This is a genomic window from Aquitalea palustris, from assembly GCF_003693445.1.
GTDB classification, from domain to species: domain Bacteria; phylum Pseudomonadota; class Gammaproteobacteria; order Burkholderiales; family Chromobacteriaceae; genus Aquitalea; species Aquitalea palustris.
On record NZ_RFAR01000012.1, the window covers coordinates 112178 to 125317 of the forward strand.

A 13140-nucleotide genomic window follows, 5' to 3' on the forward strand; every position below is an offset into this window, starting at 1 on the left:
TCCGGCCATGGAGGAGAGCCGCCCCGCACAAGGCAGCGGCCTCCTCATCTGGTGGAGAGCAAACAGACCATTACGCAGGGCATGGCACTACCCTGCACCAGCATGCCCGGGGAGTCATCATGCGTTTATCAGCACAGCTGGACAGTTTCCAGGCGCACTGGCGGGCCAGCGCAGGGCAAGACATTGCCAACACCATCAGCCAGGACAATGCCCGCCTGCTGGCCAGCGGCATGATCGGGCATGCGCTGAAAGCGGGCGACCCCTTCCCGGACCTGGGCTTGTCCGACGCCAGCGGCCAGCGGCTACGCATCTATGACTTATTGGCCAAAGGCCCGGCCATCATCACCTTCTATCGTGGTGGCTGGTGCCCCTACTGCAGCCTGGAGCTGCGCGCCTATCAAGACGCACTGGCCGAGATACAGGCGGCAGGAGGCCAACTGATCGCCATTTCCCCGGAAACACCCGAGCACAGCGCAGACACCGCCCAAAGCAATGCCCTGAGCTTTACCCTGCTCAGCGATACGGGTGGCCAACTGGCCGCAGCGCTGGGTATCCGGTTTGAGATGGCGGCGCCGATCGTCCGGCTGTATCAGCAGTCCGGGCATGACCTGCCGCAGCACAACGGCGATGGCAAATGGTCTTTGCCTATCCCTGCAAGCTATGTACTGGCCCGCGATGGACTGATCCGGCTGGCCTTTGTTGATCCCGACTATCGCCAGCGGCTGGAGCCGGCAGAAGCCATCAAGGCATTGCAAGGACTGGCCTAGACCCACCCACCAGCCCTCTTGCCAGCAGCTGGCCTGCGCTGCGCATGCCCTCCACAAAAGACCAACAGCCCGGCCAGTCTCCTGGCCGGGCTGTGATTCACACTGAATTGTTAATGACTGGATTTTATTGTCTGTGCTGCAACCCTATTGTGCGCAAACACCAGTCATAAAACGCAAACGGCCTTACTCCACCGTCACGCTCTTGGCCAGGTTGCGTGGCTTGTCGACGTCGGTCCCACGGGCCAGGGCGACGTGATAGGCCAGCAGCTGTACCGGAATGGTGTGGACGATGGCGGACAATACGCCGACATGGCGCGGGGTGCGGATGACGTGTACGCCGTCGGATTCGCTGAAATGGCTGTCCAGATCGGCAAACACAAACAGCTCGCCGCCACGGGCGCGCACTTCCTGCATATTGGACTTCACTTTTTCCAGCAGGGCGTCGTTGGGGGCAATCACCACCACCGGCATGCTTTCATCCACCAGTGCCAGCGGGCCGTGTTTCAGCTCGCCGGCCGGGTAGGCTTCGGCGTGAATGTAGGAGATTTCCTTGAGTTTGAGCGCGCCTTCCAGCGCAATCGGGTAGTGCAGGCCACGGCCGAGGAACAGGGCGTTTTGCTTGGCGGCAAACTTGTCGGACCAGGCCTTGATTTGCGGCTCCAGGTTGAGCGCATGCTGTACTGAACCCGGCAGCTGACGCAGCGCTTCCTGATAGCCATGCTCGGCAGCGGCATCCACCCGGCCACGCTGCTTGCCCAGGGTGACGGCCAGCGCAAACAGGCCGACCAGCTGGGTGGTGAAGGCCTTGGTGGAGGCCACGCCGATTTCGGCACCGGCACGGGTGTAAAACACCAGTTCGCTGGCACGCGGAATGGCGGATTCACGCACATTGCAGATGGACAGGGCCATGGTATGGCCCAGTTCCTTGGCGTATTTCAGCGCTTCCATGGTGTCCAGCGTTTCGCCGGACTGGGAGATGGTCACCACCAGATGCTTGGGATTGGCAAAGGCGGCGCGGTAGCGGTATTCGCTGGCGATTTCCACATCGCAGCTGATGCCGGCAATGCTTTCAATCCAGTATTTGGCGGTCAGGCCGGCATAGTAGCTGGTGCCGCAGGCCAGGATTTTCACGCCTTCCACTTGCGGCAGCAGTTCGGCCGCCCGCGCACCGAACAGCCCGGCGGCAAAGCCGTTTTCCAGCACCGCTTCGATGGTGTCGGACAGAGCCTTGGGTTGTTCGTGGATTTCCTTCTGCATGAAGTGGCTGTACGGGCCCAGTTCCAGCGAAGCCAGCGAGACATCGGACACATGCACGGCGCGTTCGATGACCTGGTCGTTCTTGTCATGCAAGACAACGCTATCACGGGTGAGCAGGCCGATATCGCCCTCTTCCAGGAAGATGACGCGACGGGTGGCGGACAGGATGGCAGATACATCAGAGGCGATGAAGTGCTCACCTTCCCCCAGGCCCACCAGCAGCGGGCAGCCCATGCGGGCGCACACCAGTTCGTCCGGACGGTCCAGCGCGATCACGCCGATGGCGTAAGCGCCGGTCAGCTGACGGGTAGCCTGCTTCACGGCATCGAACAGGCTGACACCGCCTTGGTAGTAGTGATGTACCAGATGGGCAATGACTTCGGTATCAGTCTGCGAGGTGAATTGGTAGCCCAGTGCCTTCAGTTGCTGGCGCTGTTCTTCGTGGTTCTCGATGATACCGTTGTGCACCACAGCAATGCTGTCGTGCGAAACATGCGGGTGGGCATTGGGCTCGGTTACACCGCCATGGGTGGCCCAGCGGGTGTGGCCGATGCCAAGCTGGCCTTGCAGGCCTTCTGCCGCTGCGGCGGCTTCCATTTCCGCCACGCGGCCGACACGGCGCACGCGGCTGATGGCATTACCGGTATGCACGGCGATACCGGCGGAATCATAACCACGGTATTCCAGGCGCTTGAGGCCATCGACCAGAATGGAAACCACATTACGCGCCGCAATGGCGCCAACGATGCCACACATTATTTTCTCCTTGCACTATCGTTGCCAGCCGGCGCGCAGATCAGCGTGATGCCCTTGGCCTGAATGATTTCCCTGGATTCCGTCGGCAGTGCCTCATCGGTAATCAGGGTGTGAATGCTGTGCCACGGCAGTTCCAGATTGGGAATGCGGCGGCCTATCTTGTCCGACTCCACCATCACGATAACTTCGCGCGCCACCTCGGCCATGACCCGCGACAGCCCCACCAGTTCGTTGAAGGTGGTGGTGCCGCGTTCCAGATCGATGCCGTCGGCACCGACAAACAGCTGGTCGAAATCGTAGGAGCGCAGTACCTGCTCGGCCACCTGGCCCTGGAAGGATTCGGAGTGCGGGTCCCAGGTGCCACCAGTCATCAGCAGGGTGGGTTCGTTTTCCAGTTCGCGCAGCGCTGCGGCCACATTGAGCGAATTGGTCATCACCACCAGGCCGCGCTTGTTGCCCAGCAGCGGAATCATGCCGCTGGTGGTGGTGCCGCTATCGATGATGATGCGGTTATGGTCGCGAATGCGTTCGGCCGCGGCACGGGCGATATCCAGCTTGCGGTCGGACAGCTGGCCAGCATCCGGTTCGGTCATCATTTCGCTGGGCAGGGACACCGCGCCACCATAGCGGCGCAGCAGCAGGCCGCCGGTTTCCAGCAGGGCCAGATCCTTGCGAATGGTCACTTCAGAGGTGGCAAAGCGGCGGGTCAGCTCGTCCACGCTCACCTCGCCCTGTTCTTGCACCAGGGTGGCAATGGCATGGCGGCGCTGCTGGGTGTTTCGTTTGGTCATGCCATGGTTTCGTTTCGAAAGTTTGCCGATGATAGCAAGGCGAAAAATCCTTGGCAATGAAACAAAACAACAAAATGCTTAACTTTCTTTCGAAACGAAAGAAAAACGACAACACTGAAAGAGCGCAGCCAGCAAAAACCCGGTGGCTTCCTACAGGAAACACACCGGGTGTCGGCAGTGTACTGGCCAGCCGCTTCAGCTCTTTTTCTGCGGTCGCTTCCAGCCGGCAATCGTCACCTGGCGTGCCCGGGCCACGGTCAGGGCATCGGCCGGGGCGGTGCGGCTGATCACCGAGCCGGCACCGACGGTTGCGCCGCTTTCCAGCGTGACCGGAGCCACCATCAGCGTGCCGGAGCCGACAAATACATTGTCGCCAATCACGGTCTTGAATTTGTTCACGCCATCGTAATTGCAAGTTACCGAGCCAGCGCCCACGTTCACCTTGCTGCCGATTTCGGCATCGCCGATATAGGTGAGGTGATTGACCTTGGAACCCAGGCCAACCGTGCTCTTTTTGATTTCGACAAAGTTGCCGATATGCACTTCGTCGGCCAGCACCGCACCAGGGCGCAGACGGGCATACGGACCAAGGCGGCAATCTGCTCCGACCACGGCATCTTCCAGATGCGAGAAGGCGGCAATACGGCTACCGGCAGCGACGCTGACATTCTTCAGCACGCAGTTAGCGCCGATTTCGACATTGTCGCCCAGCTCCACCACGCCTTCGAACACGCAATTGACGTCGATGCTGACATCGCGGCCATGTTGCAGGCTGCCACGGATATCAATGCGGGCCGGGTCGGCCAGTGTCACACCGGCAGTCAGCAAGGCACGCGCCTGATTCAGTTGCAGGATGCGTTCCAGCTCGGCCAATTGCAGCTTGTTGTTGACCCCAGCGGCTTCCCAGGAGGCCGACACGCTGGCGCTTTCCACCGGGATGCCTGCGGCGACGGCCAGTTCCAGCACGTCAGTCAGATAGTATTCGCCCTGGGCATTGCCATTACGCAAGGCATGCAGCCAGTCGCCCAGCTGGCGGTTGGGCAGCACCATCATGCCGGTATTGATTTCACGGATGGCCAGCTGCTCCGGCGTGCAGTCCTTGTGTTCGACAATGGCCTTGAGCTTGCCATCGCCGCCACGCAGCATGCGTCCATAGCCAGTGGCGTCGTCCAGTACGTCGGTCAGTACCGCCATGCCATCGCCAGCAGCGGCAATCAGCTGCTGCAACGTTTCGCTGCGGGTGAGCGGCACATCGCCGTATAGCACCAGGGTCTTGCCATCTTGCGGCAGTGCCGACAGCGCCATTTTCAGCGCGTGGCCGGTACCCAGCTGCTCGGCCTGCTCGGCCCAGATGATGTCTTCATCCTTGATGACCTGACGCACCTGTTCACCGCCAAATCCGTACACCACCACCAGCCGTGCCGGCTTGAGCGTGCGGGCGGTGGCAATGACACGCGCCAGCATGGGCGCACCGCCGATGGGATGCAAAACCTTGGGTTTGGCGGAGTACATGCGGGTACCCTTGCCTGCCGCCAGAATGACAATGCTGAGGCTGTCCATGCGAGATCTTTACTGGTCAAAAATAATGCAGAAATGAAAAAGGCTGCCACAAAAGTGGCAGCCTGCAACTATACACGATTCGTTCTCGCGCTTTTAGTGCACACGCTTCTTGAGGTAATCCAGTGCCTTGAGCTGGGCAATGGCTACTGCCAGGGCAGCGTGCGCCTTTGCCGTGCTCAGGTCATCGGTAGCATGCTGCAGAGATTCCTCTGCAGCGCGCTTGGCCTCATTGGCGCGAGCTTCGTCGAGATCCTCGCCGCGGATCGCCGTATCAGCCAGCACGGTGATGTGGGTGGGCTGTACTTCCAGCATGCCGCCGGAGACAGCCACCAACACTTCTTCCTTGCTGCCGGGTACTGTCATGCGCAGTACACCGGGTTTGATACGGGTCAGGAGCGGCACGTGTCGCGGATAGACACCGATCTCACCTTCCAGCGCCGGAGCGACCAGAAACTCGGCTTCGCCAGAGTAGATGAGTTGTTCGGTGCTCACCACTTCCACATGCATCTTGGACATAAGCCCTCTCCTTAATTAAAGGGTCTTGGCTTTCTCAGCGGCTTCTTCAATAGAGCCAACCATGTAGAACGCTTGTTCCGGCAGGTGGTCGTATTCGCCAGCAAGAATCGCCTTGAAGCCCTTGATGGTGTCGCGCAGGGAGACGTATTTGCCCGGGGAACCGGTAAATACTTCGGCCACGTGGAAGGGCTGGGACAGGAAACGCTGGATCTTACGAGCGCGTGCCACGACCAGTTTGTCTTCCTCGGACAGTTCGTCCATACCCAGAATGGCGATGATGTCGCGCAGTTCCTTGTAGCGCTGCAGCGTGGATTGCACGCCACGGGCTACGGAGTAGTGCTCGTCACCAACCACCAGCGGGTCCAGCTGGCGCGAAGTGGAGTCCAGCGGGTCAACGGCCGGGTAGATACCCAGGGCAGCGATGTCACGCGACAGAACCACGGTAGCGTCCAAGTGGGCAAAGGTGGTTGCCGGGGACGGGTCGGTCAAGTCATCCGCAGGGACGTATACGGCCTGGATGGAGGTAATGGAACCATCCTTGGTCGAGGTAATACGTTCTTGCAGACGGCCCATTTCTTCGGCCAGAGTCGGCTGGTAACCCACGGCGGAAGGCATACGGCCCAGCAGTGCGGATACTTCGGTACCGGCCAGGGTGTAACGGTAGATGTTGTCAACGAACAACAGTACGTCACGGCCCTTGCCAGACTCGTCCTTCTCGTCACGGAAGTGCTCGGCCATGGTCAGACCGGTCAGAGCAACGCGCAGACGGTTACCCGGCGGCTCGTTCATCTGGCCATACACCATCGCTACCTTGTCCAGTACGTTGGAGTCCTTCATTTCGTGGTAGAAGTCGTTACCTTCACGGGTACGCTCACCTACACCAGCGAACACGGACAGACCGGAGTGGGCCTTCGCGATGTTGTTGATCAGTTCCATCATGTTCACGGTCTTGCCTACACCGGCACCGCCGAACAGACCAACCTTACCGCCCTTGGCGAACGGGCACAGCAGGTCAATCACCTTGATGCCGGTTTCCAACAGGTCGGTAGCGGAAGACAGCTCGTCGAACTTCGGAGCAGACTGGTGAATGGCGCGACGTGCGTCGGTAGCCACCGGACCAGCTTCATCAACCGGATTACCCAGTACATCCATGATACGACCCAGGGTGGCGCTACCCACCGGCACCGAAATCGGTGCGCCGGTGTTGGCAACAGCCATGCCACGCTTCAGGCCGTCCGAGCTACCCATCGCAATGGTACGGACCACGCCGTCGCCCAGCTGTTGCTGGACTTCGAGCGTCAGGTCAGCGTCAACCAGCTTCAGGGCATCATAAACCTTCGGCATGGCGTCGCGCGGGAATTCCACGTCGATCACCGCACCAATGATTTGTACGATTTTGCCTTGGCTCATTATCGGTTCCTAAACATTTAACTTTTACAGTCTGTGTACGGCTTACACCGCTGCGGCACCGGCCACAATCTCAGACAGCTCAGTGGTAATCGCCGCTTGACGGGCCTTGTTGTACACAAGGCGCAGCTGCTTGATCGTATTACCCGCGTTGTCGGTTGCGGCTTTCATGGCCACCATACGCGCTGCCTGTTCGGAAGCCATATTTTCGGCCAGAGCCTGATACACCACCGACTCCAGGTAACGCTTGACCAAGAACTCCATCAGGCTGGGGGCATCCGGTTCGTAGAGGTAATCCCACGAATGCGAGTGCTCCACCACCATGTGATGCGGAGTCAACGGCAGGAGCTGTTCGATTGTCGGTTCCTGTTTCATCGTGTTGATGAAACCGGAATAGACGATGTAAACCGCGTCCAGTTCGCCTTCAGCGTACTGCTTGAACAGCACTGTAAGCGGGCCAATTAGTTTGTCCATCTTCGGAATATCACCGAGCTGGACAGCGCTAGCCACGACATTGAGACGAGCACGCTGGGTAGCAGCCAGGGCCTTCTGACCCAGGCAGCACACGTCGACTTCGACGTTTTGATCCTGCAGTTCCTTGACCTTGGCGTAGAAGCGCTTGAACGAGTTCACGTTCAAGCCGCCACACAGGCCCTTGTCCGAGGACACCAGGATGATACCAGCGCGCTTGACAACGTCACGGCGTGCAAGCAGTGGATGACCAAGATCCGCGTTTGCCTGAGCAAGGTGCGCCATAACCGTGCGCACCTTCTCAGCATAAGGACGGGCAGCGCGCATACGCTCTTGCGTTTTGCGCATCTTGGAGGTTGACACCATTTGCATCGCGCGAGTGATCTTCTGCGTGTTTTGCACGCTTCGGATCTTGGTGAGAATCTCTTTACCGACTGCCATTCCTGAACCTTTCTTTAGCTACGACGTGAGTCGAAAGGCTCAGTTGAAGCTGTAGCCAGCCTTGAACGATTCCATCGCCTTGGCCAGTACCTTCTCGTTGTCGCCGGACAGATCGCCCGAAGCGTTAACGGCTGCCAGTACATCGCTGTGGTTCGCACGCACGTAAGCGAGGAACTCAGCTTCGAATGCCAGGGCCTTCTTCACCGGAACGTCTTCGTAGCTACCCTTGTTCACAGCCCACAGGGTCAGCGCCATTTCAGCGGTGGCCAGCGGCACGAACTGCTTCTGCTTCATCAGTTCGGTAACCACTTCACCGTGTTGCAGCTGCTTGCGGGTTGCTTCGTCCAGGTCGGAAGCGAACTGCGAGAACGCAGCCAGTTCACGATACTGGGCCAGGGCCAGACGAATACCACCACCCAGCTTTTTGATGACCTTGGTCTGGGCCGCACCACCCACGCGGGATACCGAGATACCGGCGTTGATGGCCGGACGGATACCTGCGTTGAAGAGGTCGGATTCCAGGAAGATCTGGCCGTCAGTGATGGAAATCACGTTGGTCGGAACGAAGGCGGAAACGTCACCAGCCTGGGTTTCGATGATAGGCAGTGCGGTCAGCGAACCGGTCTTGCCCTTCACTTCGCCCTTGGTCAGTTTTTCTACTTCGTCCTCGTTGATGCGGGAAGCGCGTTCCAGCAGACGGGAGTGGAGGTAGAACACGTCACCAGGATAGGCTTCACGGCCCGGCGGACGACGCAGCAGCAGGGAGATCTGACGGTAGGCAACGGCTTGCTTGGACAAGTCATCGTATACGATCAGTGCATCTTCGCCGCGGTCGCGGAAATATTCGCCCATGGAGCAGCCGGAGTACGGTGCAATGAATTGCAGCGCAGCAGCTTCCGAAGCGGTAGCGGCAACGATGATGGTGTGACCCAGTGCACCGTGCTCTTCCAGCTTGCGAACCACGTTGGCGATGGACGAGGCTTTTTGACCTACGGCTACGTAGATACAAACAACGCCAGTGCCCTTTTGATTGATGATGGCGTCCAGAGCAACGGCAGTCTTGCCGGTCTGGCGGTCACCAATGATCAGCTCACGCTGACCACGGCCAACCGGAACCATGGAGTCAATGGCTTTCAGGCCGGTCTGCATCGGCTGGGATACGGATTGACGCGCAATCACACCCGGCGCGATCTTTTCGATCGGGCTGGACAGCTTGGCGTTAACCGGACCCTTGCCGTCGATCGGCTGACCCAGAGCATTGACAACACGGCCCACCAGTTCCGGACCTACCGGCACTTCCAGAATGCGACCGGTACACTTGACTTCGTCGCCTTCGGAAATGTGTTCGTACTCGCCCAGAATCACGGCGCCGACAAAGTCGCGCTCCAGGTTCATGGCGAGGCCGTAGGTGTTGCCCGGGAACTCGAGCATTTCGCCCTGCATCACGTCTGCCAGACCGTGGATACGAACGATACCGTCGGTCACGGAAATGACCGTACCCTTGGTACGGACTTCAGCGCCTTCAGCCAGGTTCTGAATCTTGGCCTTGATCAGATCGCTGATTTCAGAGGGGTTCAACTGCATGATCTCTCCTAATTCTTGAGGCTTGCCGCCATCGCTTGCAGCTTGCCGCGCACGGAACTGTCGATGACATCGTCACCTACCAGTACGCGCACACCACCGATCAGATCGGCATTGTCACGCACATCAAGACGTACGGTTTTGCCGTATTTCTTGGAAAGCGTGCTGGTGAGTTCGGCTTTCTGTTCTTCGGTCAGCGGGAACGCCGTTTCAACTTGCGCATCAACGATGTTTTCCGCTTCGGCCTTGTACAGTTCGAACTGACTGGCGATATGCGGCAGCAGCATCAGGCGGTGGTTCTCGATCAGGGCGACCAGAAAGTTTTTCACGCTTTCATTGGCACGCTCGCCGAGGACATCCAGCATCAGCGCCTCAACCTCTTTTGCGGTATGTTTCGGATTGGTGACAACTTCGACCATATCCGGGTTGTTCACCATGGCAGCCAGCCACGCAAGCGCATCGGACCACTGGTCCAGCGTACGCGTTTCGGTGGCGAGGCTGTATACCGCTTCGGCGTAGGGCCTTGCGACGGTAATGAGTTCTGCCATGAGTTAATTAAAACTCCGCTTTGATGGAGGAAAGCAGGTCGGCGTGCTTGGCTGCATCGATCTCTTTGCGCAGGATCTTCTCTGCGCCGACTACGGCCAGCTGGGCCACATGCTCACGCAGGGCTTCCTTGGCACGCATCACTTCCTGATCGATCTGACCTTTGGCGTCAGCCACAATACGGGCACCTTCAGTGCTGGCATTGTCCTTGGCTTCGTCCACGATCTGGGTTGCACGCTTCTCGGCAGAAGCAATGATTTCCATTGCTTGCTGCTTGGCCTTGCGAACTTCGTCCGCAACGCGCTTTTCAGCGGCTTCCAGATCTTGCTTGCCACGTTCTGCAGCGGCCAAGCCGTCTGCAATACGCTTGGCACGCTCTTCCATCATATTGGTAAGCGGAGGCCAAACAAACTTCATGGTGAACCATACCAGGATGGCGAACGTGATCGCCTGGCCCAGTAGTGTTACGTTAAATTCCACGCTTGTTTTCCTCCAGAGAATGACTTCTACACCAACCGTTTACTGACTAAAAATTAGCCACCCAGAGCTGCTTTGGCAGCGGACAGGAACGGGTTGCTGAAGGTGTACAGCATGGCAACGCCCACACCGATCATGGAAATCGCGTCAAGCAGACCGGCGATAATGAACAGCTTGGTTTGCAGAACCGGGATCATTTCCGGTTGACGGGCGGAGGCCTCGAGGAACTTGCCACCCAGAATGGCGAAACCGATAGCAGTACCCAGAGCGCCCAGGCCAATGATCAGAGCAGCTGCGATAGCGGTCATCGACTGAATCTGAGAAACGAGTGCTTCCATTATTTATCTCCTAAGACTTATGCAAGGATGGTTGGTAAAAAAACTAAAACAAAGGTAAAGCTCAAACTAAAACAAATACCACGAACTCTTTAGTGCGCTTCCACGGCCAGGCTCAGGTACACGATGGTCAGCATCATGAACACGAAGGCCTGCAGGGTAATGATCAGGATGTGGAAGATGGCCCACGGTGCGCCCAGGACCCACTGCGCGCCCCAGGGCAGCAGTGCGATCAGGATGAAGATCAGTTCGCCAGCGTACAGGTTACCGAACAAACGAAGCGAGAGAGAGATCGGCTTGGCGACCAGTTCCACCAGCTGGAAGATGAAGTTCAGCGGGGCCAGGATGATGGCACCAACCGGATGGTGGGTATGGAAGGGGGCAGTCAGCAGTTCCTTGAACCAGCCGCCCAGGCCCTTGGCCTTGATGGAGAAGCCGATGATGCACAGGAATACGGACAGCGACATCGCGAAAGTGGCGTTCACGTCGGCGGTCGGTACCGAACGGAAGTAAACGTGATGTGCTTCCAGGCCGAAGAAGCTGTGACCGATCCACTGCGCAATATTCGGCAGCAGGTCAACCGGCAGCATGTCCATGGCGTTCATCAGGAAGATCCAGCAGAAAATGGTCAGTGCCAGCGGGGCGATGACCTTGCTTTTTGCATGGAAGATTTCCTTGACCTGGGTATCGACCAGTTCAATGATGGATTCGACGAACAACTGCAGCTTGCCCGGATTTTCCAGGCTGGCACGACGGGCCACCATGGCGAAGACGCCGGCGAACACGAAAGCCAGCAGCAGCGATACCGAGAAGGTGTCTACGTGCAGGCTCCAGAAGCCACGAGCCGGAGACGGATCGGAGTTCCAGAAAGTAAGGTGGTGGTTAATGTACTCAATTGCGTTGCTTGCCATCGCTCTTTTCTCAATTATTTGATTAGAAGCCCTAACCAGTAGCCGGACACCGTGGCGAAAAAGCCTGCCAGCAAACCCACTACCGATAAATCCTTGAAAAACACCAAAGATGCACCAAACATTAAGACAGTCAGAATGAATTTGACTGCCTCTGCCATGAAGTGCGCCTTCATCAGCACCGCAGGTGGGACATGACGCTTGGCGTAGGCGATTCTGGCATAGACCGCGGCTGGAATCAGCGCCGACAATCCCCCCAACAGAACCGACACCGGAACCACCGTGGTGCCACCACTCAATACGGCACCAAGTAGCACGGCCACTACAAGCAGTTTTGCCTGCAGGCGCAGCACGCGCCTGACTTCCGGATTTTGCATGTCCGACACTTAAAAAATCGCTCGATTATAGGCTGAGGGCTTGATTTGCGTCAAACTGAACATCGCCCGCACCATTGCAGTGCAACATATAATCATTTGCTTGATTTTGCTTGAAGTTTTTCCAGCAGCCGTTCCAGATCGTCCAGATTGGCATACTCCACCTGCAAACGGCCCTGCCCGCGTGCGCCATGACGGATGCTGACCTTGGCTCCGATGCATTCCGAGACTTCCTGTTCCAGCCGGGCAATGTCCGGATCCACGCGCTTATCCACGGTCGCCACTGTGGTTTTTTGGTCAGACAATTGTTGCACCCGGCGCTCGACTTCGCGTACCGACCAGCCCTTCTCCACCGCCGCCTGCGCCAGCTCCAGTTGCTGCACCACCGGTAGCGCCAGCAAGGCTCGGGCATGACCCATTTCCAGCAGCCCCTGATGCAGCATGTGCTGTACCGGCTCCGGCAGCGCCAAGAGGCGCAGCAGATTGGACACGGCGCTGCGCGAACGGCCTACAGCATCGGCAGCGCTTTCATGTGTCAGACCAAATTCGCTGATCAGCCGCTTGAGACCTTGCGCCTCTTCTATCGGGTCCAGTTCCTGGCGCTGGATGTTCTCGATCAGCGCCATGGCCAGGGCAGCTTCGTCAGCTACGGTTTTCACCACGGCCGGCACTTCGGCAAGACCCGCCTTGCGCGCGGCACGCCAGCGGCGTTCGCCGGCGATCAGTTCGTATTCACCGAGGCCCACTTCGCGCACCACCACCGGCTGGATAATGCCCTGCGCCCGGATCGACGCGGCCAGTTCTTCCAGCGCCACTTCATTCATATGACTGCGCGGCTGGTATTTACCGGGACGGATCAGGTCGATGGAAAGCGTGGTGAGACGGTCGTCTACCGCAGCGCTGGTGGCGAGGAGCGCGTCAAGACCGCGCCCGAGTCCTTTGAGTTTGGCCAT

At 58.5% G+C, this 13140-nt stretch carries 14 protein-coding genes; 1 reads left to right on the forward strand and 13 read right to left on the reverse strand.

What is annotated here, in order from left to right; all coding sequences use genetic code 11:
• Positions 1 to 119: 119 nt before the first annotated feature.
• Positions 120 to 767 (forward strand): peroxiredoxin-like family protein, encoded by a 648-nt coding sequence (locus EAY64_RS04395; protein WP_103523573.1) that lies wholly within the window; start codon positions 120 to 122, stop codon positions 765 to 767.
• Positions 768 to 950: 183 nt separating this feature from the next.
• Here EAY64_RS04395 and glmS read toward each other — a convergent pair whose 3' ends face one another.
• The 13 genes from glmS to EAY64_RS04460 all read right to left on the reverse strand — a co-directional run bounded on the left by glmS (position 951) and on the right by EAY64_RS04460 (position 13140).
• Positions 951 to 2780, reverse strand: a complete 1830-nt coding sequence (glmS, locus tag EAY64_RS04400; RefSeq protein ID WP_103523574.1) for a glutamine--fructose-6-phosphate transaminase (isomerizing) — start codon at positions 2778 to 2780, stop codon at positions 951 to 953.
• Positions 2780 to 3571 (reverse strand): DeoR/GlpR family DNA-binding transcription regulator, encoded by a 792-nt coding sequence (locus tag EAY64_RS04405; RefSeq protein WP_103523575.1) that lies wholly within the window; start codon positions 3569 to 3571, stop codon positions 2780 to 2782. The genes glmS and EAY64_RS04405 overlap by 1 nt, the downstream gene beginning before the upstream one ends.
• A gap of 195 nt (positions 3572 to 3766) precedes the next feature.
• On the reverse strand, positions 3767 to 5131 hold the full coding sequence (glmU, locus tag EAY64_RS04410) for a bifunctional UDP-N-acetylglucosamine diphosphorylase/glucosamine-1-phosphate N-acetyltransferase GlmU (RefSeq protein WP_103523576.1): 1365 nt from the start codon (positions 5129 to 5131) through the stop codon (positions 3767 to 3769).
• 93 nt (positions 5132 to 5224) lie between these two features.
• Entirely contained in the window at positions 5225 to 5647 is a 423-nt protein-coding gene (locus EAY64_RS04415; RefSeq protein ID WP_059285294.1) for a F0F1 ATP synthase subunit epsilon, read from the reverse strand.
• 15 nt (positions 5648 to 5662) lie between these two features.
• Positions 5663 to 7057, reverse strand: a complete 1395-nt coding sequence (gene atpD / locus EAY64_RS04420; RefSeq protein ID WP_103523577.1) for a F0F1 ATP synthase subunit beta — start codon at positions 7055 to 7057, stop codon at positions 5663 to 5665.
• Between the two features lie 42 nt (positions 7058 to 7099).
• Positions 7100 to 7966, reverse strand: coding sequence for a F0F1 ATP synthase subunit gamma (gene atpG, locus EAY64_RS04425; protein WP_059285295.1), 867 nt, complete (start codon positions 7964 to 7966; stop codon positions 7100 to 7102).
• 39 nt (positions 7967 to 8005) lie between these two features.
• Positions 8006 to 9550, reverse strand: a complete 1545-nt coding sequence (atpA, locus tag EAY64_RS04430; RefSeq protein WP_103523578.1) for a F0F1 ATP synthase subunit alpha — start codon at positions 9548 to 9550, stop codon at positions 8006 to 8008.
• Between the two features lie 8 nt (positions 9551 to 9558).
• Positions 9559 to 10095: a F0F1 ATP synthase subunit delta gene (locus tag EAY64_RS04435; RefSeq protein WP_103523579.1), complete on the reverse strand. Its 537-nt coding sequence runs from the start codon at positions 10093 to 10095 to the stop codon at positions 9559 to 9561.
• Between the two features lie 7 nt (positions 10096 to 10102).
• Positions 10103 to 10573 (reverse strand): F0F1 ATP synthase subunit B, encoded by a 471-nt coding sequence (locus EAY64_RS04440; protein ID WP_103523580.1) that lies wholly within the window; start codon positions 10571 to 10573, stop codon positions 10103 to 10105.
• 53 nt (positions 10574 to 10626) lie between these two features.
• A complete protein-coding gene (atpE, locus tag EAY64_RS04445) occupies positions 10627 to 10908 on the reverse strand; it encodes a F0F1 ATP synthase subunit C (RefSeq protein ID WP_045847701.1) in 282 nt (93 codons plus the stop codon).
• A gap of 89 nt (positions 10909 to 10997) precedes the next feature.
• Positions 10998 to 11816, reverse strand: a complete 819-nt coding sequence (atpB, locus tag EAY64_RS04450; RefSeq protein WP_103523581.1) for a F0F1 ATP synthase subunit A — start codon at positions 11814 to 11816, stop codon at positions 10998 to 11000.
• A 14-nt stretch (positions 11817 to 11830) separates the two neighbouring features.
• Positions 11831 to 12190 carry an ATP synthase subunit I gene (locus EAY64_RS04455; RefSeq protein WP_103523582.1) on the reverse strand — a complete coding sequence of 120 codons (360 nt, stop codon included), beginning with the start codon at positions 12188 to 12190 and terminating at the stop codon, positions 11831 to 11833.
• A 92-nt stretch (positions 12191 to 12282) separates the two neighbouring features.
• Positions 12283 to 13140 (reverse strand): ParB/RepB/Spo0J family partition protein, encoded by an 858-nt coding sequence (locus EAY64_RS04460; RefSeq protein WP_103523583.1) that lies wholly within the window; start codon positions 13138 to 13140, stop codon positions 12283 to 12285.

Bases quoted from the DNA above. Each gene is read 5' to 3' on its own strand.
- EAY64_RS04395 (WP_103523573.1), top strand. From the start codon at position 120: ATGCGTTTATCAGCACAGCTGGACAGTTTCCAGGCGCACTGGCGGGCC.
- glmS (WP_103523574.1), bottom strand. From the start codon at position 2,780: ATGTGTGGCATCGTTGGCGCCATTGCGGCGCGTAATGTGGTTTCCATT.
- EAY64_RS04405 (WP_103523575.1), bottom strand. From the start codon at position 3,571: ATGACCAAACGAAACACCCAGCAGCGCCGCCATGCCATTGCCACCCTG.
- glmU (WP_103523576.1), bottom strand. From the start codon at position 5,131: ATGGACAGCCTCAGCATTGTCATTCTGGCGGCAGGCAAGGGTACCCGC.
- EAY64_RS04415 (WP_059285294.1), bottom strand. From the start codon at position 5,647: ATGTCCAAGATGCATGTGGAAGTGGTGAGCACCGAACAACTCATCTAC.
- atpD (WP_103523577.1), bottom strand. From the start codon at position 7,057: ATGAGCCAAGGCAAAATCGTACAAATCATTGGTGCGGTGATCGACGTG.
- atpG (WP_059285295.1), bottom strand. From the start codon at position 7,966: ATGGCAGTCGGTAAAGAGATTCTCACCAAGATCCGAAGCGTGCAAAAC.
- atpA (WP_103523578.1), bottom strand. From the start codon at position 9,550: ATGCAGTTGAACCCCTCTGAAATCAGCGATCTGATCAAGGCCAAGATT.
- EAY64_RS04435 (WP_103523579.1), bottom strand. From the start codon at position 10,095: ATGGCAGAACTCATTACCGTCGCAAGGCCCTACGCCGAAGCGGTATAC.
- atpE (WP_045847701.1), bottom strand. From the start codon at position 10,908: ATGGAAGCACTCGTTTCTCAGATTCAGTCGATGACCGCTATCGCAGCT.
- atpB (WP_103523581.1), bottom strand. From the start codon at position 11,816: ATGGCAAGCAACGCAATTGAGTACATTAACCACCACCTTACTTTCTGG.
- EAY64_RS04455 (WP_103523582.1), bottom strand. From the start codon at position 12,190: ATGCAAAATCCGGAAGTCAGGCGCGTGCTGCGCCTGCAGGCAAAACTG.
- EAY64_RS04460 (WP_103523583.1), bottom strand. From the start codon at position 13,140: ATGGCCAAACTCAAAGGACTCGGGCGCGGTCTTGACGCGCTCCTCGCC.